21 protein-coding genes are annotated in these 22,355 nt (G+C 41.8%); 10 read left to right on the top strand and 11 right to left on the bottom strand.

Annotation, left to right across the window (positions count from 1 at the left end; translation table 11 throughout):
* Window positions 1-134 precede the first annotated feature (134 nt).
* The 9 genes from AB4160_RS16015 to AB4160_RS15975 form a co-directional block, all read right to left on the bottom strand.
* Entirely contained in the window at window positions 135-923 is a 789-nt protein-coding gene (locus tag AB4160_RS16015; RefSeq protein WP_102475540.1) for a DUF1365 domain-containing protein, read from the bottom strand.
* Window positions 920-2,188 carry an NAD(P)/FAD-dependent oxidoreductase gene (locus tag AB4160_RS16010; protein ID WP_372005504.1) on the bottom strand — a complete coding sequence of 423 codons (1,269 nt, stop codon included), beginning with the start codon at window positions 2,186-2,188 and terminating at the stop codon, window positions 920-922. Before AB4160_RS16010 ends, AB4160_RS16015 begins: the two co-directional genes overlap by 4 nt.
* A gap of 83 nt (window positions 2,189-2,271) precedes the next feature.
* Entirely contained in the window at window positions 2,272-3,054 is a 783-nt protein-coding gene (locus AB4160_RS16005) for an SDR family NAD(P)-dependent oxidoreductase (protein ID WP_372005502.1), read from the bottom strand.
* On the bottom strand, window positions 3,054-3,539 hold the full coding sequence (locus AB4160_RS16000) for a nuclear transport factor 2 family protein (protein ID WP_372005500.1): 486 nt from the start codon (window positions 3,537-3,539) through the stop codon (window positions 3,054-3,056). The genes AB4160_RS16005 and AB4160_RS16000 overlap by 1 nt, the downstream gene beginning before the upstream one ends.
* Before the next feature lie 365 nt (window positions 3,540-3,904).
* Window positions 3,905-5,224 carry an ammonia-forming cytochrome c nitrite reductase subunit c552 gene (locus tag AB4160_RS15995; RefSeq protein ID WP_303458948.1) on the bottom strand — a complete coding sequence of 440 codons (1,320 nt, stop codon included), beginning with the start codon at window positions 5,222-5,224 and terminating at the stop codon, window positions 3,905-3,907.
* 187 nt (window positions 5,225-5,411) lie between these two features.
* Window positions 5,412-6,623, bottom strand: coding sequence for an NnrS family protein (locus AB4160_RS15990; protein WP_372005497.1), 1,212 nt, complete (start codon window positions 6,621-6,623; stop codon window positions 5,412-5,414).
* A gap of 320 nt (window positions 6,624-6,943) precedes the next feature.
* Window positions 6,944-8,440: a deoxyribodipyrimidine photo-lyase gene (locus AB4160_RS15985; protein WP_372005495.1), complete on the bottom strand. Its 1,497-nt coding sequence runs from the start codon at window positions 8,438-8,440 to the stop codon at window positions 6,944-6,946.
* Window positions 8,441-8,515: 75 nt separating this feature from the next.
* Window positions 8,516-9,475 (bottom strand): YbgA family protein, encoded by a 960-nt coding sequence (locus AB4160_RS15980; protein ID WP_372005492.1) that lies wholly within the window; start codon window positions 9,473-9,475, stop codon window positions 8,516-8,518.
* Window positions 9,476-9,739: 264 nt separating this feature from the next.
* Window positions 9,740-10,660, bottom strand: coding sequence for a DUF368 domain-containing protein (locus tag AB4160_RS15975; RefSeq protein ID WP_372005489.1), 921 nt, complete (start codon window positions 10,658-10,660; stop codon window positions 9,740-9,742).
* A gap of 342 nt (window positions 10,661-11,002) precedes the next feature.
* On the opposite strand from AB4160_RS15975, the gene AB4160_RS15970 reads away from it, so the two are divergent.
* The 4 genes from AB4160_RS15970 to AB4160_RS15955 all read left to right on the top strand — a co-directional run bounded on the left by AB4160_RS15970 (window position 11,003) and on the right by AB4160_RS15955 (window position 13,802).
* Window positions 11,003-11,479, top strand: a complete 477-nt coding sequence (locus tag AB4160_RS15970) for a hotdog fold domain-containing protein (protein ID WP_102475549.1) — start codon at window positions 11,003-11,005, stop codon at window positions 11,477-11,479.
* An 85-nt stretch (window positions 11,480-11,564) separates the two neighbouring features.
* A complete protein-coding gene (locus AB4160_RS15965) occupies window positions 11,565-12,764 on the top strand; it encodes a DUF418 domain-containing protein (protein WP_372005486.1) in 1,200 nt (399 codons plus the stop codon).
* 68 nt (window positions 12,765-12,832) lie between these two features.
* A complete protein-coding gene (locus AB4160_RS15960) occupies window positions 12,833-13,177 on the top strand; it encodes a DUF1294 domain-containing protein (RefSeq protein WP_102438781.1) in 345 nt (114 codons plus the stop codon).
* A gap of 154 nt (window positions 13,178-13,331) precedes the next feature.
* Window positions 13,332-13,802, top strand: coding sequence for an FKBP-type peptidyl-prolyl cis-trans isomerase (locus AB4160_RS15955; protein ID WP_372005484.1), 471 nt, complete (start codon window positions 13,332-13,334; stop codon window positions 13,800-13,802).
* A gap of 238 nt (window positions 13,803-14,040) precedes the next feature.
* Here the strand turns inward: AB4160_RS15955 and AB4160_RS15950 are convergent, their stop codons facing one another.
* Complete coding sequence (locus AB4160_RS15950) at window positions 14,041-15,255, bottom strand: M24 family metallopeptidase (protein WP_372005482.1); 1,215 nt, start codon at window positions 15,253-15,255, stop codon at window positions 14,041-14,043.
* 252 nt (window positions 15,256-15,507) lie between these two features.
* Here AB4160_RS15950 and AB4160_RS15945 point away from each other — a divergent pair, with 252 nt between their 5' ends.
* The 4 genes from AB4160_RS15945 to AB4160_RS15930 all read left to right on the top strand — a co-directional run bounded on the left by AB4160_RS15945 (window position 15,508) and on the right by AB4160_RS15930 (window position 20,545).
* On the top strand, window positions 15,508-17,295 hold the full coding sequence (locus AB4160_RS15945; RefSeq protein WP_372005480.1) for an aminopeptidase P family protein: 1,788 nt from the start codon (window positions 15,508-15,510) through the stop codon (window positions 17,293-17,295).
* Window positions 17,296-17,629: 334 nt separating this feature from the next.
* Complete coding sequence (locus tag AB4160_RS15940; protein WP_076541129.1) at window positions 17,630-18,931, top strand: DEAD/DEAH box helicase; 1,302 nt, start codon at window positions 17,630-17,632, stop codon at window positions 18,929-18,931.
* A 235-nt stretch (window positions 18,932-19,166) separates the two neighbouring features.
* Window positions 19,167-19,802, top strand: a complete 636-nt coding sequence (locus AB4160_RS15935) for a peroxiredoxin-like family protein (RefSeq protein ID WP_372005478.1) — start codon at window positions 19,167-19,169, stop codon at window positions 19,800-19,802.
* A 74-nt stretch (window positions 19,803-19,876) separates the two neighbouring features.
* Window positions 19,877-20,545, top strand: coding sequence for a DUF2913 family protein (locus tag AB4160_RS15930; RefSeq protein WP_102438790.1), 669 nt, complete (start codon window positions 19,877-19,879; stop codon window positions 20,543-20,545).
* Between the two features lie 132 nt (window positions 20,546-20,677).
* On the opposite strand, the gene AB4160_RS15925 is transcribed toward AB4160_RS15930, so the two are convergent.
* Window positions 20,678-21,241 carry a DsrE family protein gene (locus AB4160_RS15925; protein WP_102438792.1) on the bottom strand — a complete coding sequence of 188 codons (564 nt, stop codon included), beginning with the start codon at window positions 21,239-21,241 and terminating at the stop codon, window positions 20,678-20,680.
* Between the two features lie 214 nt (window positions 21,242-21,455).
* On the opposite strand from AB4160_RS15925, the gene AB4160_RS15920 reads away from it, so the two are divergent.
* Window positions 21,456-21,713 (top strand): DUF2960 domain-containing protein, encoded by a 258-nt coding sequence (locus AB4160_RS15920; protein WP_102438794.1) that lies wholly within the window; start codon window positions 21,456-21,458, stop codon window positions 21,711-21,713.
* A gap of 94 nt (window positions 21,714-21,807) precedes the next feature.
* The gene (locus AB4160_RS15915; protein ID WP_102438796.1) at window positions 21,808-22,317 is read left to right on the top strand and encodes an RDD family protein; all 510 of its coding nucleotides are present in this window, start codon (window positions 21,808-21,810) and stop codon (window positions 22,315-22,317) included.
* The last annotated feature ends 38 nt before the right edge of the window (window positions 22,318-22,355 follow it).

Below are 22,355 nucleotides of genomic sequence, written 5' to 3'. Positions count from 1 at the left end.
AGCTGTAAATTTTATTTTTACTCATAAACAACAGGTTAGATTTCAATACACTAAAACTCTCGCTAGGCAAAAATTATTTGTTATGAGTTGAACATTACTAAACCAATACGCATCATTTCATGATTTGGTTTAATTTAAGTTTGTGGATGAGAGATAAAAGGGATCCGTTTAATAAATAACTTCAGCGCTTGCCAATAAATTCCAAACATAATTTTCAATGTCATTAGCGGAAAACTGAGCAACATACTGCGAATATTTTTGGCGGTAAAATCCTTTTTATTGAGCAACAAACTGGCATCGAACAGCTTATTGTCGGCATCATCCCTGTTTTGTATGGTCACATTTAAGCGCTTGCTTGGCGCGATGACCTTCCAAAAATAATGCATCTCAAGATCCATAAATGGCGAAACATGAAACACTTTATCTGTGGTGGTGGTTTTAGTGAGATTGACTAAGTAACAATGGCGCTGATCCCATGGCGTATTACTTACCTCCGCCAGCATATAAACCGCTTCGTCACCTTGATAGCAAAAATAGAAGTTAACCGGGCTAAAATAAAAACCAAAATGCCTCACTTGGCCAGCAAACACGACTCTGTCACACTGCGTCTGAGCCCCAAGCTTTGCTATCGTCCATAACACCCGCTGTTTCAGCGCTTGCGGCGGGCTCATTTTATCTATCAATGCTGCATCAACAGGGGAGCAATTAAACTGGCTTTCAAGGGCATTTAAATAATCATCAGGATTAAATCGTAGTACTGAGCGCTCAACTGCGCTAAATAAACGGCTAACCTTAGATAGCTGCGCCACTTCATCTAAGTCTATTGCCAGTAAGGCAATCTGATAACTGAAGCTGTGCAGCTTCGGCGTAAAGCGCCGGTGAATAATATCGCCACTGTATATTCCACTGGTGAATTCACTCATAGGCTAATGCCAAAATCATTGCACACATCAAGTGCACTGTGGACACCATCTTCATGAAAACCGTTATACCAATAGGCGCCAGCAAAATGAGTATGGTTAACGCCGCAAATACGTTTACGTTCGCCTTGGGCTTTCATACTCGACTCATTAAACACTGGATGGGCATAATTGAATTTTCTGAGAATTTTAGACTCATCAATTAAATCTGTTTGATTTAAAGTCACACAAAACGTCGGCGCATCTTTGGGTAAGCGCTGCAAAATGTTCATGTTATAAGTCACGCTGGCAGGTCTGTCAGCAATTTCAGCTGCATCCTTGCCTTCTAGGCGGTAATTCCAACTGGCCCATGCCGCTTTGCGTTTTGGCAGTAGATTAGTATCTGTATGCAAAACTACTTCATTATTTTGATATGCCATCGCCCCAAGTACTTGTTTTTCATCCTCAGTTGCATCGGTAAGCATCGCCAACGCTTGGTCGCTATGGCAAGCTAGAATGACTTCATCAAAGCGTTGAACTTCGCCATCATTAATACGTAAGTTAACCCCATCGTCGCTGCGTTCAATGGAGGTCACTGCAGAGTTTAAAAACAATCGCTGTTTGAAAGGAGCAATAAGCGCAGGAATATAGCTTCGAGAGCCACCTTTTAATACGTACCATTGTGGGCGGTCACTAATATTAAGTAAGCCATGGTTATGGAAAAATTGAATAAAAAATCGCAATGAGAATTTGCGTATATCATTGATACTGGCAGACCAAATGGCCGCGCCCATTGGCAAGATGTAATGCTCGCTAAAAAAGTCAGAGAAACCTTCAGCATCTAAAAACTGCCCTAAACTGTCACTCGGGTAGTTTTCCGCTTCAAAGATAGCCTTGCATTGATTATTAAAACGCACTATCTCGGCTAAAAACTTATAGAAATCTGGTTTTAACAAGTTACGTCTTTGGGCAAACATGCTCCACAAGGTATGGCCATTGTATTCTAATCCGGTTTGCACATTACGCACACTAAAGCTCATTTCAGTGGGTAATGATTCAATGTTCATTTTTGCCATTAGCTTTTGAAAACGTGGGTAAGTGCGGTCATTAAAGACAATAAAGCCACTGTCGATAGCATAGGGCTTACCGCCTACTTCAACATCAATGGTCGCGGTATGGCCGCCTATATAATCATTAGCTTCAAATACGCTAACTTGATGAAGTTCACTGAGCAAATGCCCACAGGTCAGCCCTGATATACCCGAACCCACAATTGCTATTTTTTTCATATTATTCCTTCAACTCATTATTATTATTTTTGCTATGACTACAGTTAATGGCATTTCAATTATTGTTAATTTTTCAAGCAGGCTTAACTTATTTTCGGCGCTAAAATTTTATTAATCAGTGCCGATGGTAAACATGATAAGCCCTTAAGCAATAAGGTAAATCGCTTCGGAAAATGAATTTCATCCTTAGCTTTTTTTAATTCTGTAAATATTGTTATAGCCGCTTTTTCAGCAGTAATTTGCATGGGCATAGCAAAGTCATTTTTATCGGTTAATGGGGTTTTCACAAAGCCCGGACAAATAACACTTACACCGATACCGATTGCTTTTAAATCAAGACGAAGACTACTGGCAAGGTAACTCACTGCAGCTTTTGACGCGCCATAGGCTTCAGCCTTAGGAAAAGGTAAATAGGTCGCACTGGAACTCATTAACGCCACTCTGCCGTTGGTAGTCACTAGCGGTAAGAAATGCTCTAAACAATAACCCATCGAGATGACATTAGTTTGAATCACTCGCTCAAATAAAGCGCCATCAAAACGCAGCGGATTTTCAATGTATTCACAACTACCCGCATTAAGAATAACCAGCTGTAATTTCGCGTTAGATGCGGCTAATTTATCTGATAATGTTTGCGCTGCGGTTTGAATTTGCGCTTTAACGTTAATATCAAAAGCAAGCGGCACAACGCCACTTATGGCATTTAAGCGCTGCTCATTACGGCCACAAGCAAATACCATGTAGCCTTTTTCAACATAAAGCATCGCTAGTGCTAAACCGATACCAGAACTGGCCCCGGTGATTAACACTGCAGGTCTTGCTACTGATTGATGAACGTTTCCCTGATGAGAGTTAGCTTGTTCCATTATGCTGACGCCTTGTTTTTGATGAACTTAATCAACCGACCTACTAACGGGAGTTGTTCATACAGCATACTGCCAAGATCAAAATAATCGCGATGGGCTGTAATTTTATCGCTAAATTTAAGCTGGCTCATTCCTTCAACAGTGATGAGTTGGCCGTTGTTTAATTTAGAGTGACGATAGTGCATTGCCCAGAAAACGGCGGCCTGCTGATGGCTACAGCTCACCTCTTTGATATCAAATTCAATATGGTCAACGTTGGCATAAAGGTTAGCAAAGTACAGGCTGAGATGTTCAATACCTTCAACTTTGTGTAATGGATCTTGAAAGATAATCTCATCGCTATACACCTGATTGAGCAAGTGTAAGCTGTCTTTATTTAGCTGCTGATACATGCCGATAAAGTCATCAATTATTTGTGGTCTGGCAAGATCATTATTGCTGGCTGGCTCAGTTAAATGACTTACGGTATTGGCAGTACTTGGCATTATGTCTCCTTTACCACCTCAAATAACGATTAGCTGATTAACTAATAGCAATCTAGGTGGCGCTTAGCTAAACCTTGCAAACTTTGGTAATCAAATCGAGCTGTCATATTGCGACTGCAAGATTAATAGTAAGCTTAGTTGCACGTTTTGTCCTATGTTTAACCGATAAATAACTTAAATAATCATTGATTTTCAATAAGTAAATAATGCTACTTAATCGGATTGTTAATGATTAATACGCAACGATAGTCGCTGCAGATCACAATAAAAAAGGCGCTTAGTTTTCACTAAGCGCCTTTAATAAACACAATAATCAGCTTTGGCGATATCAGTCTCTATCGCTATTTTAAGCTAATAAATTTAGCTCACTGGTAACCTCTTGCAGCAATTGGGTCCCAGTTTTTCTCAACTTCTTCTTTGATGAATTTTTGCTTCTCTTCGCTTAACTTAACTTCATCAATTCCAACCGCAGCATGAGCAGATTCTTTACTGCTAATGTCAGGGTATTGCACCTCGGTAACCTTAAGCAATCTAAGGACTCCCGCAATAGACTCACGCGCAGCGGTTGCTTGCTCAATAGCTTTAGTTAATAACTCACGACCTTCATCTGGGTTATGGGCATATAAACCATGTGAAGCCATGGCAAAATCCCAGCGCCACTGTCCGTGACGAATCCCCATGATGCCTTCATTCATTTGATGCCAATTTGCACCAGCATCCCAAGCGGCTTTAGCTTCGTAATGCGCCTTAACCAATAGGCCCTCAACCTTACGTGCCATGGCATCAATTTCTTGTTTATCACTGTTCAGTTTAGCTGTGATTTCGTCTTTACTTTGATGACAGCCTTTACAGGTTTGATCAAAATACGGTAATGCTTTATCAACCTTATGGCTGGTAAATGTCTCACCTTGTTCATTTTCTTCCGCAGGCATATGACAAGTAATACAGGTTACGTTATGTTCAGCATGCTTACTTCGGCTCCAATGCTCAAATTCTGGATGACGCGCTTTGAGTATTGGCGTTTTAGAAATAGGGTGAATCCACTCGAAAAAACGGCGGGTATCATAGTACTTCTCAATATCATCAGCTGTACTACCGAAGATCCAAGGCATGTTTACTACGTTACTTTTTTCAGGCTGGAAATAATAAGTCACGTGGCACTGGCCACAAACTTGTGCACCCTGCATAGAAACTGATTGTTCCGCAAATGGCAGACCCACTTTATTCATCGCATTCTGAGCATGAGGCCTTGGTAGGGCTAATTTTTCAGAACCGTTTTCATGGCAATCACTACAATAAACCACGCTTTTAATTTCAGTACCTAAATCGGTAAAGTTTTTTGCTGAATAACCTTCAAAGCCTAACTCATTAATTAGTCTTGGTGCATCAGGGGTTTTACAAGTCCAACAACTGGCAGAGGTGCCTTTCTCGCCTTCTTTAGGTGGCACACCAGTACGCAAGGTTTGCGTCACATCAGCGACAGCAAATTGATGCCCCCTTGGGCTGTGATATTCTTTGGCAAATGATGAACCAGCCCATAAGATGATGTTAGCTGGATACTGGGCTAACATATCTTCACGTTCAGACTGCTCTTCAGTTGCCGCCCATGACTCATAATGTTCAGGAAATTTAGTTTCAAAAATATCCTTGGCTTGTGACGCCACCGCGCCGCCAAAAAAACTCAAGCTTAATAATACCGATACTGCTTTTACTGCCTTTGATTTAACCACTAAATCTCGGGCAACTAGGGATAAACGTTTGTTCACTGTGCTTCCTTAATATTACAAACTGACATAACTGACTAGTATAAATTCTATAGTTTTAACGACTTAAATTGCTTAAAACGGTGACTTCACTTTTAGCTGACCCAGCTTAGCCAGGCCTGCCATCAATACGAGGTCGAGTAAGTATTGGGCTGTAATGCAGCACAAATAACCCAAATGCCATAAACCAAAAACCACCAGCTAACCACAACCACATCTGGGTTTGAGCGGGTAAAAGCAAAGGCATAATGGCACGAAATATTGCAGCTATGGGTAAACAGGCAAACGCCAATACCATGCTAGGCCCTTGATAAATATTTCTACTTGTGTGACCCAGTGACACTCTTGAAATCATGGCTAAACATAGAGAAGCAACACAACCAATAGCAAATAAGTGCAACATGCTTCGATAAGCATAGTCATCATTGATAAACCAACCTAACCCCAGTAGCGATAGTGGCAGTGACAAATAAGACACATGTAATGACCACAACATCGGCTCAGACAGGGTTTTGTGGGGTAACCAACGGCTAAATCGAACTAAATGCAGCGTACCTGCTAGCAATAACAACACTTGCTCAACAGCAACTGGGAATAACTTAAATATAGCTTGAACAGCCAAAAGTACCATTAATATCAGCAAGCCCTTTTCTACAACAAAAATTGGCTGAGCTTTAGTAGCCTTTAAACGCATGGCGGTAAAAAACGGAATAACCCGTCCACCAACTATGGTAATCAGTAGCGCCAGCCAAAATATCATTCCCTGCCAAATTTGATTAGCTAAAATAAAATTGCGTTCGTTTAATGCGTAATAACTCACAAGATTAACTATAAGCGCAACAGTTAACATGATTGAAAAACCAATGTTTTGCCATTGCCTCACTCGATAAACGCATCGCCACATGGTAAATGCAGCAATGCCTAAAAAGACACTATCAAAAAATGCCGGTAAAATTAACGGGATATCCATCGGCAATAACAGCAGTAACCTAGCAAGTAGCCAACTGATAAAAGTAATCGCCAGAGGGATGCCTTTAAGGCTAGGTTGATTGGTCCAAGTTTGCACTGCCGTGAGTAAAAAACCACAGACAATAGCTAAAATAAAACCAAATAACATTTCATGGGGGTGCCACCATAAAGGTAATACGTTCGCCCAAAAGTTACTATTAAACAGACTATATTGCGGGGTAAACCAGCCCATTAACCATAATGGAATATACAGCATGGCAATCACTGCACCACCCAAGAAAAAAGGCCTAAAAGCTAAACGCCAAATAGCAGCGGTTTTTTCCGTTTCTGCTGGGTCGTCAATATTGAGCATAGTAATCAAGCCTTTTTTGGTGAACACATAACATGCATTTTATATACATATTATATTATGCTGTTCTGAGCCAAGCAGCAATAGCGATTAGCCATTCTGTTACAAACCTAATTGAAACTGTGAACTCAGGCAAACAATCATAGCGTGCTTGGAGCAAATAAGCTCAAAACCAAGTCACTGCATTAGCAATGACTATTGGGGAGATGGTTAAGTTAACTCACTCGTTTCGCCAGCTTTAATCGGCAAACAAAGGGGAAGCAAGGACTAAATAAGAATGGAGATATGATTAAAATATACTGCTCATAAAAGGCCAGAAAGCCCTAGCGCTTTAGCGCGCTTAGGACTTCAATGGCACGCTTTCTCGCCATGGCATGTTCAACTATCGGACTGGGGTAGTGCAATTTAGCAGACGAAAACTCACGTTCAAAAGCAAATAACTCGCCGTTAGCATTGATATCTTGCTCACTTATTTCATTGCTGTTTATACCATCACAACTCAAAGTATCACCACTGAATATAGGCTGATGAATTTGCTTTAAACTCACCGAGGCCAACTCTGGAATATAATGCTTGATAAAACTGGCATCGGGGTCAAATTTACTACTTTGATTCATCGGATTAAAAACCCGAAAATAAGGCTGGGCGTCACAGCCCGTACCAGCAGACCATTGCCAACCGCCATTGTTGGCAGCCAAGTCACCATCGATAAGGTGCTGTCGAAAATAGCGCTCGCCCCAACGCCAATCCACCAACAAATGCTTAGTTAAAAAGCTCGCCACCACCATGCGCAAACGATTATGCATCCAACCGGTTTGATTTAACTGCCTCATTGCAGCATCAACAATGGGAAAGCCGGTTACGCCGTCACACCAAGCTTTGAACTCTTGGGGATGATTACGCCAATTTACTTTGCTGCCATTTTCATTAAAGTTTTTGCCTTTAGACAAATCAGGAAATGCCACTAACAGGTGCCGATAAAACTCACGCCAAGCCAACTCATTCACCCAGGTTTTAGCAGGACTAGTATCATCCACTAATGCATCTGGAAAACGGTTCAATACTGAGGCGAGACATTGGTTAGCACTAATCACCCCGATGGCTAAATAAGGTGATAATCGGCTGGTACTGTCTAAGGCAGGAAAGTCTCTTTCTGCTAAATAATCCTGTAAATTATTAGCGCAGAAACGGTCTAAAATGCCTTTAGCGGCAGCCTCGCCTGCAAGCCAATGCTGACTAGAGACTTTGGGGTAATCAAATGCAATTGTCTTTGGAGCCTTAAGAGCAGGCCCCATAGCCGCTGGCACTGCCACAGGGGTAATTCGCCTAGATGACACTATCTCACGCCAGGTTTTAGAAAAAGGGGTAAACACCTTGTACATCTTGCCTGCAAGGTTAGTGACCTCCCCTGCAGCAACAATGCAATCTTGAGCGATAAACTGGATAGGTACACCAATATCAATAAGCTGTTGATCGCGTTTACGTTCATTAAACTCGGGTTCCTGGGTGGCAAATACCTGATCTATTTGATTATCGATTAGGTATTGCGGCATCCAGTCCATAACATCGTCGAACCAAGGTAAGGTTATCACCTCCAACTCAACCCCTAATGCAGCTAGACTTTGGGCTAAAAGGTTGACATGGCGCTCAATAAAATCCACTTGAATCGGCGCGACATCATGACTTTTCCACTGCTCAGTACTGGCAATAAAAATCGCTTTAACTTGACCATTTGTTTGACGAGCCAGCTCAAAAGCTTCAACAACACTATGGTTATCAGCAAGACGCAAGTCTTGCCTAAACCAAATTAAGCTATTCATTAATACAACCTCTTAGCTAAAGTCTTATCTGGTTTACGCCAACCGCAGGGTTAATACGACCACGTTTATTACAACTTAGTAAGCGTAGCGTAACCTGAGTTCTTCTGGATGCGGATTTAAATACACCTGCCCTTCAATATAAGGGGTTGGGTGTTCGCGTAAATAATGGTTAATTAAGGTTATTGGCACCAATAAGGGTAATAGTCCTTCGCGGTATTTCATTATCGATTCGGTAAGCTCTTCTTTTTGATCTTTAGACAGATGTTTTTTGAAATAGCCCTGAATGTGCTGCAAGGTACTGGTATGGTTTTTTCGCGTCGCTTTGATCTTTAACGCCGTCATAAAGCCTTCAAAATAGGTTTGTGCTGTGGCCTCAAGATCATCAATCTGCGCTAAGATTGGCCCTAAATCACGATACCATTGTGGGCTGTGAGCCATTAATAGGTATTTATAACGGGCATGAAACTGCATGAGTTTGTGCTTAGTCCAGCCTTCAGCTTGCAAGCAATGCCATTCATGGTAAGCATAGACGCGGGTAATAAAGTTCTCTTTTATCAAAGGATCATATAGCCGCCCTTCTTCTTCCACGGGTAAATGGGGATAGGTCTCCATTAATTTTCTGGCATAAACTCCCACACCAGATTTAGTGCCATTATTGGTACCGTATTTATACTCAATCACCCGCTCCATACCGCAGGTTGGCGATTTAGCGCAGAGAATATAACCACCAATAAAGTTGAGTTCCTTAACCCGCTTTTCACTAAACTCAGCAAGTTTGTCGGTAACATCGATACTACCATCTGCACTTTTAACAAAAATTTTATCACCATCAATTTCTTGGCGAATACTTTTGCGTGGCGCGCCCATACCTATGGCCATTTCAGGGCATACGCTGATGTAATCAAAAAATGGCGCGAGATCTTTATTGCAATAATTTGAGTTTTTATGGCCGCCATCAAATCTTACTTTTTGCCCTAACAAGCAACTACTAATACCTATTTGGATTTTCTCTGAGTTAAAGATTTCTGTATTCACTATACAACTCCTTGTGGCGACTACTTATGGCGTAGAAATATTTACGATTACTATCATTAAATAGATCATCTTTTTTTATTGATATTAGTCCTGAACTCAATTTAAGCAATCACTCTTTTGCAGTTAATTTTCAAGAAGTTCTGACTAAGGTTAACAATGCTAAGGTAAACATAGAAGTATTGTCCCACCCCATAAAAAAAGGGCTACGCAATATCTGCATAGCCCTTCTAAAAATGTTTTTCGCTTGAGTTAATACGCCTCGCTTTAAGCCGAGTGTTTTTGCCCAAACTTCTCTAAGCCCCAAACTAAGCTGATACCAACAATTAGACAAATAATCGCAGCGGTTAATTGAGATGGCTCACCAGTTATTTGCTCAAACTGCATTGGTGATAAGTTTTGCTCTGTGAGTGCCACCAGCTCACCACTGGAATTTTCACGCCAGGTGAGGACTTCTTTCCATGGCCAGATTTTACCTAAGGTGCCTAACATTAACCCAGTTAAAAACATCAGTGTTTGATCATGAAACTTACGTAGCATGGCTGAAAGCACATGACTAAAGCTCAGTAAGCCCACAACACAACCACAGGCAAAACAAGCCAGCATTAAAATATCAAAGCCTTTGGCTGCAGCTAATACGGCTGGATACATACCTAATAGCAACAGAATAAAACTACCTGAAATACCTGGTAAAATCATCGCGCAAATGGCAATGCAGCCAGATATAAAGAAGGTAAAATAACTCACTTCAAGCTCAATGGGATTAAGCACTGTGATAGCCCAAGCAAAGGCGACACCTAAGATAAATAATGCCACTTGGAGTAAGTTAATCCCTTTCACTTGCTTAAGCATATGAACAACAGAAAATAAAATCAGCCCGAAAAAGAACGACCATACCGGTATAGGATGATTAGTTAACAACCAAGAAATGAGTTTTGCCAGCGTGAAGATACTGGTTAGGATCCCGCCAAACACACAAACCAAAAAAGGGCCATTAATGTGCATGAAAGCCGCTTTAAAACCTTGCTGCTTAATAATGCCAAAAAGTGAAGGATTAATTTTACGAATCGCATCTAATAACGGGTCTAAAATGCCCGTAATAAAAGCAATTGTGCCGCCAGAAACGCCAGGTACAACATCGGCTGCGCCCATCGCCATGCCTTTGAAGTAATTTAATAAATGATGCAAAACCAATCCTTATTAATAAAATGAACACACCTTAGAGGTGAGAAATACAAGCTTAAATACCTGATAAAACCTTATCTTAAAGCCAGCCGATAAACATCTTATGTTGGACGTTTATAAACTGAAAGTCATGTGACTTGGTTAGCAGTAACAGCATATAAAACAAATTATACCTGCACTAAGCTCAGTGAAGGAATATATCTTTTATCAATATGATTCGCTTATGTGCAAGCCGTTACAAGGATGTTAAACTCAAACCCCAAAAACTCATCTGACCAGATAAAAATAAAACCAGATGGCTGAAAACAACATTAATCCTACGTTTAGAATCATTAAAGGACTGCTATGAGTCACGATAAACCCAATCACGTATTAGCCTTGTATCACAAAGTCACTAAATACCCTTTCGGTAATAAAATATTCTCAATGATGGTATCAAGAACAGCGCCCTACTTTGCTACCGTGCGCCCTCTCGTGACCGCATTAAGAGTGAACCACTGTGCTGTTTTAGTTAAAAAACGTCGCGCGGTACACAACCACATAAAAACCGTGCACGTAATTGCTATTTGTAATGGTTTAGAGATGGCCATGGGCGTGATGGCAGAAGCGTCTATTCCAAAGCATTTACGCTGGATCCCAAAAGGCATGTCGGTTGATTACACCGCCAAAGCAGGCACAGATATTTTATGTGTCGCCGAAGTCACCCCTGAGCAATGGCAAGTGGGCGATATGTTAGTACCGGTTAATGCCTATGATACTGAAGGCAAAGTGGTTGTTCGTGGCAGCATCAAATTATGGATTTCAGAAAAACCCGCTAAGTAGTCTCAGCTAACAGTCTGTATCAATTTTAACCGCAGGCTGTTAGTCTTTTATTACAATAATTAATCAACAAAGATATGAACTCGAAATGGATCCTTCAACTCATATTAATCGCCCTAATGCATTAACCTCAGATACACTTCAACAGCCACCACCAGCGTCATTAACCATTAATGAAAGTCACGGTAATCGCAATGCCAATATGGATGCCCTCAGAGGCATCGCCATTATTGGTATTTTGTTCATGAACATTTTTTTTATGAACAATAGCTTTTATGGCTATGCGCAGCATTACCCTCAAATTCAATCAGACATCATTTTAGAAGTCTTTAGTAATTTCTTCCTTGAAGGGCGCTTTATTTCGCTGCTATCTATCCTATTTGGCGCTGGATTATATATTCAATATAAGCGCTACGAGGCGGCTAGTTTAGTGGCCTACCCATTATTAAAACGGCGCATAATATGGCTTGCAGTATTTGGTTTACTCCATGGCATTTTTATTTGGGGCGGCGATATATTACTCAGTTATGCCTTTAGTGCATTTTTAGCCCTGAATTACCTCAACGGCGATATCACCCAGTTAAAAAAACGGGCTAATCAATTTATTGTTGGCTCGCTGCTCGTTATGGCCTTGCTGAGCTTGTTAGTAGAGCCAGAGTATTATTATCGCGGCTCTGAATTCCACCTTCAGCAGCTGCAAGCATGGTCTGCAAATTATAGTGACATAGTGTTATTACAACTTAACCAAGTCGGTTACATGTTACTGATTATACCGTTAACCTTAATGTGGTTTTTAGGGGGGCTAATGATGTGGGGAATGGCACTTTATCAACAAGGGGCATTTGAACATGGATTAGAGCGGACAACCTTAATCAAGTGCGCTATTGCGGCCATTATATTATCAAGCCTAGATAGCCTGTTAAGCTTCAGTTCAAGCGCTATTTTAGTTGAGTTTTCAGCAATAGTGATGATGCTAAGTGCAATTCCTATGACATTGATTTACTTACACCTTATAGTAAAAGCCTGTCAAGATTCCACTCACGTGCTCGCGCCTTTTCAAGCTGTGGGAAAGCTGGCTTTTAGTTGTTATATTTTACAATCCATCATAGGTGTCAGCCTATTTCGTTATCTTATGCCTGAGCTTAACGCCAGCCTTGATAGAGTTGACTATATCTTAATTGCACTTGGCTTAAGTGGGCTGCAATTGCTGTTAGCGCCGCTTTATTTGCGCTATTTAAGCCAAGGCCCGCTAGAGTCACTTTGGCGTAAGCTGGTTTCAAAAAAATGACTGGGTTAAAAACTAGCTGTTAAGCTGATATTTAAAATGAAAGTTGATACTTTGGAATAAAAGGATTCATGACACTGATGAAAATATTTGCACTAATCAGCTTATGCTTGATGGCACTCTTTAGTTATAGCATTTGGCCATTTTTGGCAATTTATGTTGCCGCTACAAACCTGTTGAGCTTTTTGATTACATGGCTTGATAAACGCGCTGCTGCAAATCAAACATGGCGAACACAAGAGCGCACTTTACACCTCTTTGCCTTACTCGGTGGCTGGCCAGCAGGGCTTTTGGCTCAACAAACATTTAGGCACAAAACCCAAAAAACACCTTTTAAGTGGATTTACCTCTGTAGCATATTGGTTAACATTTTGGCTTTTTCAGGATTAGCCTACCTGCAATATCAAGGGTTTTAACAGCGCTGCAAGCTTATATCGTATGTTTGTAAACAGCCAACTAACCTGTAGCTGTTAAAAACATGATTTAGCCGTAAAAATACCTAGCTGCACTTTACCTGCTGCGCTTGGGTGAGTACCATTCATCTATTGCTAGCAACCATAAGAATATATTATGAAAATCATTTTAGCCGTTTGCGTGATCGCAGGGATCATCTTTTACTTTTACACTCAATCAAGCAATGAAAAAGCCTCGAAAGAGAACATCATTAAAGGCAATGCTTTCTTATTAGAAAATGAAAAAAATCCAGATGTCGTTACCACCTTGTCAGGGCTACAATATGAAATAATGCATAAAGGTGATGCAACTGAGCATCCAAAAGCGACTGACACAGTGACCGTTAATTATCACGGCACACTTATCGACGGTACGGTATTTGATAGTTCGGTTGAACGTGGTGAAAGTATCGACTTCCCACTAAATCGGGTTATTCCTGGCTGGACTGAAGGGGTGCAATTAATGTCAGTGGGCGATAAGTTCCGCTTTTTTGTTCCTAGCAGCTTAGCTTATGGCAATCGCTCGGCAGGTAAAATCCAAGGCGGTTCAGTACTCATTTTTGAAGTTGAGCTATTAGCAATAAACTAAGAATGAAATCAGCTAAAAATCTACTCTGACTAAAGATCACAATTTAAGTGGCTAAGTTTAGACAACTAAGTTTTAGCGACTAAGTTTAAGCCTCTAGGTTTAAGGTTTAAGGTTTAAGGTTTAAGGTTTAAGGTTTAAGCGCCAGAAAATAAAAATCCCTTATAGCCAAGCTACAAGGGATTTTTTATTGGTTCATCTATATTGTTTATCGCAACTCACTAAATAGTGATGTCGATATCTAGCTTAGCCCAAATGGATCATCAATTGATTTAGCCGGCAGGGTGAACCACACAGCGCCAGATTCAGTCATATAAAAATGATCTTCGTGTCTAACGCCAAACTCACCTGGTACACATAACATCGGCTCGTTACTAAAGCACATTCCTGCTGCTAGCTGGGTGTGATCGTTTAGCACTAAATAGGGCCATTCATGAATATCTAAGCCAATTCCGTGTCCGGTGCGATGGGGTAAACCTGGCACATCATAACCTGGGCCAAAACCTGCATTAACGATTACTTCTCGAGCCGCTTTATCAACACTTGCACACGTTGCGCCAATAGTCGCAGCAGCAAACGCCGCCAGTTGCGCTTGTTGCTCTAAATTCCATAATTCACGTTGGCGCTCACTTGGCTCACCAAATACATAAGTGCGGGTAATATCTGAGTTATAGCCGCCTAGCTGACAACCGGTATCAATCAATACCGTGTCGTTTAAATCCAGTGTTTTAGGCGACTTAACCCCATGGGGGTAAGCGGTATCTTCGCCAAACAATACAATGCAAAAATATGAACCTGCTGGCGCGCCAACCTTGATGTGGGCTTGATGGATAAAATCTTCCACTTCTTTGGTGCTAATGCCTTCACGTAAGATACTGGCGGCAGCAATATGAACCGCTAAGGTCATGTCCTTAGCTCGTTGCAACAAGGCCAGCTCCGCTGGCGATTTAATCATTCTACAACCGGCAGTGATGCTTTTGGCATTCACATAATTGAGTTGATCATTGGCGCTGCGAATACCATCAAAAATAAAGAAAGCGCTGGCTTCATCAATGCCCACCTTGCCAGCATTAATGCCTTTATTTGCTAGCATGTCGGCAAATAACTGAAAAGGGCTTTCATCTTCTTGCCAGGTATTCACCTTGCCCTTGACGGCCATATAACCTTGTAAGGTATCAAGCTCAAATGCAGGGGCAATATATTCAAGCTCACCGCAGGCAGGAATAATCGCCCCAACCATACGCTCGCTAGCATACCAGCGAGTACCGGTAAAATAGTACAGGTTAGTGCCAGCATTAATGTAGATGGCTTCAATGCCTTGTTGCTGCATTAATTGCTGTGCTTGGCTAATTCGCTGTTCAAACTCTCCTACCCCAATAGCAGCCACATCATGGGTCATATCTGACAAACTCGCTAATGCTTGTTGTGGGGTTTGGGTTCCGACTCCGACTGTCATAGTACGCTCCGATAATTAATGCTAGATAAGCAAATTTTATTCTATTAGTGATCCGATAATCCGCATAGTGTAAACTTCAACCACAAAATGTATACAATATAAATTATCAATTGTATTTCAACATTACACTCGCTGCGGTTACCCTGCAGATGATGACTATCGTCAGCGCTTTGTTTGAAAATAAACCGCCGTTGCGATAATCGCTTTACCTTAATAAGACTGAATCAATCAGCCACCTCCAATGGAGCAACCATGCCAGATACGATCACTCAGCGCCTTGACGCCATTCGCCAAACCATGTCGCAACAAAATCTCGATGCTTTTATTATTCCCCGAGCAGATGAATACCTCGGTGAATATGTCCCTGAGCGCAATGAAAGGCTGCATTGGGCTACTGGTTTTACCGGCTCGGCGGGCATGGCTATTATTTTAAAAGACACGGCCGCTATTTTTGTTGACGGTCGTTACACAGTGCAAGTGGCACTGCAAGTTGATGCGCAGTTGTTTAGTTATGAAAGCCTAACGGATACGCCGCAAATTCAATGGCTGATTGATAAGTTAGCTCAAGGTAAACGTGTTGGCATAGATAGCCGATTACATACCTTAGCTTGGTATCAACAAGCACAGCATCAATTAACAAAAGCTGATATTAGCTTAGTGTCAGTTGCTGAAAACCCAATTGATATCCATTGGCAGCAACGCCCAATGCTACCAACAGAGCCCATTACCTTATTTAGCCATGAGGGCGCAGGCCGTAATAGCCTTGATAAACGTCAACAAATTGGTGACATCATTGCCAAGCAAGGCGCCGATATGGCATTAATTGCCGCTTTAGACTCATTCTGTTGGTTACTTAATATTCGTGGCAACGATGTGCCAAGATTACCCGTCACCTTAGGCTGCGCGTTACTCAATGCCAACGGTGATATGACCTTATTTGCTGATAGCAACAAACTGCCCCAAGGCTTTGCTGAGCATGTGGGCGCTGGCGTTGAATTTAAAGATGAATCATTATTAGCTGAAGCGCTTAAGCAACTTAACGGTGTAAAACTGCTGGCAGACCCTAATACCAGCAATGCTTGGACCCAGCTAACCGCAGAGCAAGCGGGCGCCATATTAGTTGCGGGCTCAGATCCTGTCGCGCTGCCAAAAGCACAAAAGAATGCCGCCGAGCTTAGTGGTATGCGAGCATGTCATATCCGTGATGGTGCAGCAGTAAGCCGTTTTCTTGCTTGGCTTGATATGGAAGTTGCCGCCAACCGTCTTTATGATGAAGCCCAGCTTGCCGATAAACTGGAATCATTCAGATTAATTGACCCACTGTATCGTGAGCCAAGCTTTGATACCATTTCAGCCACCGGTGCTAACGCCGCTATGTGTCATTACAATCATAATGACACCACGCCAAGTCAAATGACCATGAACAGCATTTACTTGGTAGATTCTGGGGCGCAATACCTTGATGGCACCACAGATGTCACCCGTACTATTGCCATTGGTGACGTCAGCGCTGAGCAACAAAAAATGGTCACCTTAGTATTAAAAGGTCATATTGCCCTTGATCAAGCCAAATTCCCTAAAGGCACATCAGGCCAGCAGTTAGATGGCTTTGCTCGTCAGTACTTGTGGCAACATGGTTTTGATTATGACCATGGCACAGGCCATGGCGTAGGACATTTTTTAAGTGTTCATGAAGGCCCGCAGCGCATTGGTAAAAACGTGAATGGCGTGCCATTATTGCCAGGTATGGTGTTATCCAATGAGCCGGGGTATTACCGCGCTAATGAATTTGGTATTCGCATTGAAAACCTAGTGGCTGTGCTCCCATCACCAAGCCTAGTTAATGCTGAGCGTGAAATGCTGGAGTTTGATGCCTTAACACTAATCCCTATTGATAAGCGTTTAATTGATAAATCCTTACTCACTCAAGCTGAAATTGATTGGTTAAATCGCTACCATCAAAAAGTGTTTACCACCTTATCAACTATGCTCACAGGTGATGACCTTGCATGGTTAACTGAGGTAACGACTGAGCTTTAATATAACTCAGTCATTATCCCCATACTTGCCCAATTTTAAGCCATTTAAATTGGGCATTTTTGTTTTCAGAGCCCGTTTCTAATTGCCATAACGTCGCCATAATCATGCCCTAAAAACTGACCACAAAACTTAGTTAAGAATTAATCAAAAAACTTTGTTATACTCCGCCGCCGCTGATCCATTAGCGAACTTTAAAACCCATGTTAAAATGACATGCTAAGTCGTTTTGGTACTAGCACGATGAACTATACTCAGGCAGGTTGAAAACTAATATTTTTAGTTAACTAGCCACTGAACTGTTGAATGACGTGATAATGATAGGAACAAGATACCAATGAAATTTGAATCTTTTAGCTTCGCCCCAGAAATATTAAGTGCGATCGCTGATTGCGGGTATAAAACTATGACACCCGTTCAACAACAAGCTATTCCAGCAATTCGTCGTGGCCAAGATGTACTTGCCAGCGCCCAAACCGGTACTGGTAAAACAGCCGCATTTGCATTACCTATGCTGCAAAAAATGGTTGAAAACCCACGTGAGTTACAGCATTCAAATACCCGCGCGTTAATCTTAACCCCGACGCGCGAGCTAGCTGCTCAGGTTGCTGACAATATTGCTGATTACAGCAAGAACATCAACATGGAAGTACTGACCATTTATGGCGGCGTAAAGCTGACTAGCCAAGCGCAAAAGCTTAAACGTGGTGCTGACATTATTGTAGCAACCCCAGGGCGTTTACTTGAGCATTTAAACGCATGTAACTTAAGCCTTTCAAATGTTGAGTTTTTAGTCCTTGATGAAGCTGACCGTATGCTGGATATGGGCTTTAGCACCGACATTCAAAAAATTCTTCAAGCCGTGAATAAGCAGCGTCAAAACTTATTATTCTCAGCCACCTTCTCAACCTCAGTTAAGAAGCTTGCTAACGAAATGCTTGAAAAGCCAGTGGTCATTACTGCTGACAAACAAAACACCACCGCAGATACCGTAAGCCAAGTGGTTTATCCCGTTGAGCAGCGCCGTAAGCGTGAATTACTATCTGAATTGATTGGCACTAAAAACTGGCAACAGGTGTTAGTCTTCACTGCAACCCGTGATGCTGCAGATAAGCTAGTGAAAGAACTTAACCTTGATGGTATTCCGTCAGCTGTGGTTCATGGCGAAAAAGCCCAGGGCAGTCGACGCCGTGCATTACGTGAATTTGTTGAAGGTAAAGTACGTGTGCTAGTTGCAACCGAAGTTGCCGCTCGTGGATTGGATATTCAAGATTTAGGCTATGTTGTTAACTATGACTTACCATTTCTTGCTGAAGATTATGTGCACCGTATCGGCCGCACCGGACGTGCAGGTAAATCAGGTACCGCAATTTCATTTGTGAGCCGCGAAGAAGAGCGCACCTTACATGATATTGAAAAATTAATCGGTCAACCAATTCGCCGAATTACTGCGCCAGGTTATGAAGTTGGCAGCCGTGAATTACTGTTAAAGCAAATTCAAAAGCGTCGTAGCTTTGCGAAGAAACAACAACGTGCTGATAGCGCGGGTGAGCAAGTTGTAGGTGAGCGTAACATGCAAGGTCGCCGCGTAACGGTAGGTAAATCAACCAGTACCGTTAAGTACAAAAAACTGAAGTAATCATCCCTTTATTATTTCAATATTAAGGCGCTATTAGCGCCTTTTTTTATGCCTAAAAACCAATAAGTAACTCATTATTCGCTTTAAGTAAGTTCGATGAAATAAAAACTGTGGTGATCAGGTCTAATCATTGTCGCCGTAACAGCGAATATTATAACCAGTATAACTCGGCGATAAGAAGTGCCAATTAGGGCGCTCACTAAGATCATCACTTTAATTGAATATGGATTTCAGCATGTTAAAAAAACTTATATTAGTCGTCGCAATGGCCTTATTTAGCTTACCTTCAATGGCTAAACCTATTGCTAGCGATGAATACCACGTCATGCCATTAATGAATGGACAACAAATCCCGAACCTTGACCTTAAAGATGTTGCCGGCAATAAGGTTAACCTACTAGCATTAACCGCAGCTAAGCCCACTATCTTCTTTTTCTATCGTGGCGGTTGGTGCCCATTTTGTAATGTTCAAATGGGCCAACTTAAAGCTATTGAGCCTAAATTAATTGAAATGGGTTTTCAGTTAGTGGGGATTTCACCTGACTCACCCGCTAAACTTAAAGCCTCAATGAATGACAATAAACTGGATTACCTATTGCTATCAGATGAAAATATGACCGCATCCCAAGCATTTGGTATTGCCTTTTATACCAGTGAAAAAGTCACTAGTATGTACCGCGCCAAGCTCAGTGTTGAAAATACTCTTTGGACCACACCTGCAGGTGAGCAGCGCTTAGTCTTACCAGTGCCTGCAGTTTATCTGGCAGATAAAAACGGCTTGGTACACTTTCAATACATAAATCCAAATTATAAAGTGCGCCCCGCACCTGAGCTTATCTTAACCGCGGCTAAATTACTGCAAGGGCAATAATTTGCAGCAGCAATAACTCGCCTTTGCTACAATAGCCTCGCCGCACTTCCCATTTTTCTGCGGCGGAGTTATTTATGCAAAATACAACACAAGCACCAACATACAACCAAGCGATTTTGGCCCTAGCTGAAGCAGGGATTAAAGCCTTGCAAGAGTCTGCATTAAAGCAAAAAGCCAAGCGAACCCCAGCCCAAGAAAGTCATTTTCTGTGTGCATGGATGGTGGAGTCATTACGGGATAAGCGCTTTCCTAAAATGGTTGCAGATGATCTCAATAGCTGGATCCGTATGGCTCGCAGCCAAGGCGCTGGCGCCATGTTACCGCAGCTACTGCAACGTATCGCAACTCAATACCAACAAGTGCTCACCACCACCTTATCTGAAAAAGGCGCAATCGATGCGCTTATCGAGCATTTAGATAGCAACGAATGGTTTGTTATTACTGATACTGCGTTTTCAGACTCAGGTGCCAAAAAGCTCAAACTGGCGGGTAATGGTCAATCGAGTATGGTGATTTGTGAACATCAGCTGTCGCACTATTTTGATGTAGATAGACTCATTAAGCCTTTAGCTATCTATGTGCGTGGTGATGAGCAATATTTTGCCGAGCAAGCGCTCAATAAAGGGCTATTGGTTAGCCAAGGTAATAAAAAAACCAGTCTTATCAAACATCATAAAACCTATTTGGTATACCCAAACAACCAGTTATCAGAGTTATGTTTATTAGTAGAGTCGCTGGCTTAACTCGCTAATTAACTGCTGTAACGAAAAGCGCTAACTTAATGTCGGCGCTTTTTTTTGTTTCTGGTTGGGTTTCTTAAAGAATTTTAAGATGATGTTTAGCCAAACATTTTAGAAAAGGTTTTAGAAACGGCTTTAGAATGGGTTAAGACTATAGCCTTGCTCCGCCAAAATAGCATGGGCCGTCATTGCTGATAATGCCATTTCAACTCCAGGCAATAATGCTTGATTACTAAGGTTGTAATACGCTGCGCTTTGACCACAAATATAGACCTTCACCCCATATTCAGTTAATTGCTGTACCAAAGCTTTATTGGCATTTTCGATGGGCGCAGCTAAGCCGTGTTGCTGGCGATAATAGCCATCATCAGCTAAGTCCCCAACGGCGCTGCCATGTACGACCATAGCTAAATTAATATCTTTAGATTTAACCCCTGCAGCCTCATGCATATTAATAAATCTAGCAAGGGTATTTAAACTGCGATTAACCTCACCAACCTTAGCCGCTTTGCTCATATCAAAAGCGATATTAAATTGCATGCCTTTTGGCAAGGCCAGTTGGCTGTCAATTGTCGCGATTTCGCCATAGCCTTTTATCACAGTTCCAGCTTTAAAGGCCTCTTTTCCTGCCATAGCAGCACTAGAGGTTACCAATAGTAAGCTAACCATCAGCAATTTGAGACTTGATATTTTGTGCATCTTTTATCCTTATTGATTGCATTATGACAAAGCTATCTTGAAACGCTGCATTTAGCTATAATAGCCCTCAAATTTTTACCCCTGTAAATAAATTGCTCAGGGGTATCAATCTCAAAAGCTGCGTAATCAAGTATCAATGCTTAACCGCCAGCTTATCTTAGTCGTATGTGTTGCTTAGCAAGCTAATGTTAAGCCGCCAAACTCAGGAGTTTCCATGGCTCGCCAAGTCATTTATACCTTTAAAGGTAAAACCAAAACAATCGCATTCAGTTACGATATACATCATGACCTATACGAAGCTGCGGCTGAAGCTGAAGGTATTGATTTAACCAACTTCTTGGCTATGGAACAGCAAATTGCAATGACCTCTAAAAAAGGGGCTAAAGCAGAAAAAGATTACCGTAAAACCGAGTTTGCCCGTTTCGGTTTTAGTAGCATCAAATTTGTTCGTGATGATGACGAGCAAAGCTAACAGTCAAAAACTAACCGCTAAGAGTTAAGAGTTAAGCGCATTTGTATTAGTGGCATCACCAATTATTAGTGACAACAACAATAAAAGGATTTACATGATAAATTCAGACCACGCTAATTTCCCTAGAGCCAGCTTTATCCGCCGCTGTGGCGCCATAATATATGACTCATTATTGGCTGTAGCCGTATATATGGTTGCCGGTGCCATTGGTTTTGGCCTGTTTGTCGGCCTTACCAGCAGCGGCGTTATTTCAATGGATGGTTACGAGCACATTGCAGATGCACTGCATCAAACCCCACTGTATAAAGGTATTTATCAGTTATGGGTCGTACTTTGTGTCGTCGCTTTTTATGCCTTATTTTGGAGCCGCGGCGGTCAAACATTAGGGATGAGAGCATGGCGCTTAAAAGTGCAGCACCCTAATGGACAAAACTTAAGTTTTGTTACTGCGCTTGCCCGCGTGGTGTGGTCACTGGCTGGTATTGGTAACTTATTTATTCTTATCAATCCTGATAAACAGGCCCTACAAGATAAAATGACCCAATCAGAAGTCGTAGTACTGTCGGTTGAAGCGAACCAAATGCGCAATTGGCGCGGCGCTTAAACTAGCGGCACAAACTAATGCCATAAACTAGTGCCATA

The organism is Shewanella sp. 10N.286.51.B8 (genome assembly GCF_041469325.1).
Lineage (GTDB): Bacteria > Pseudomonadota > Gammaproteobacteria > Enterobacterales > Shewanellaceae > Shewanella.
This window is presented reverse-complemented; position numbering and strand designations above follow the sequence as displayed.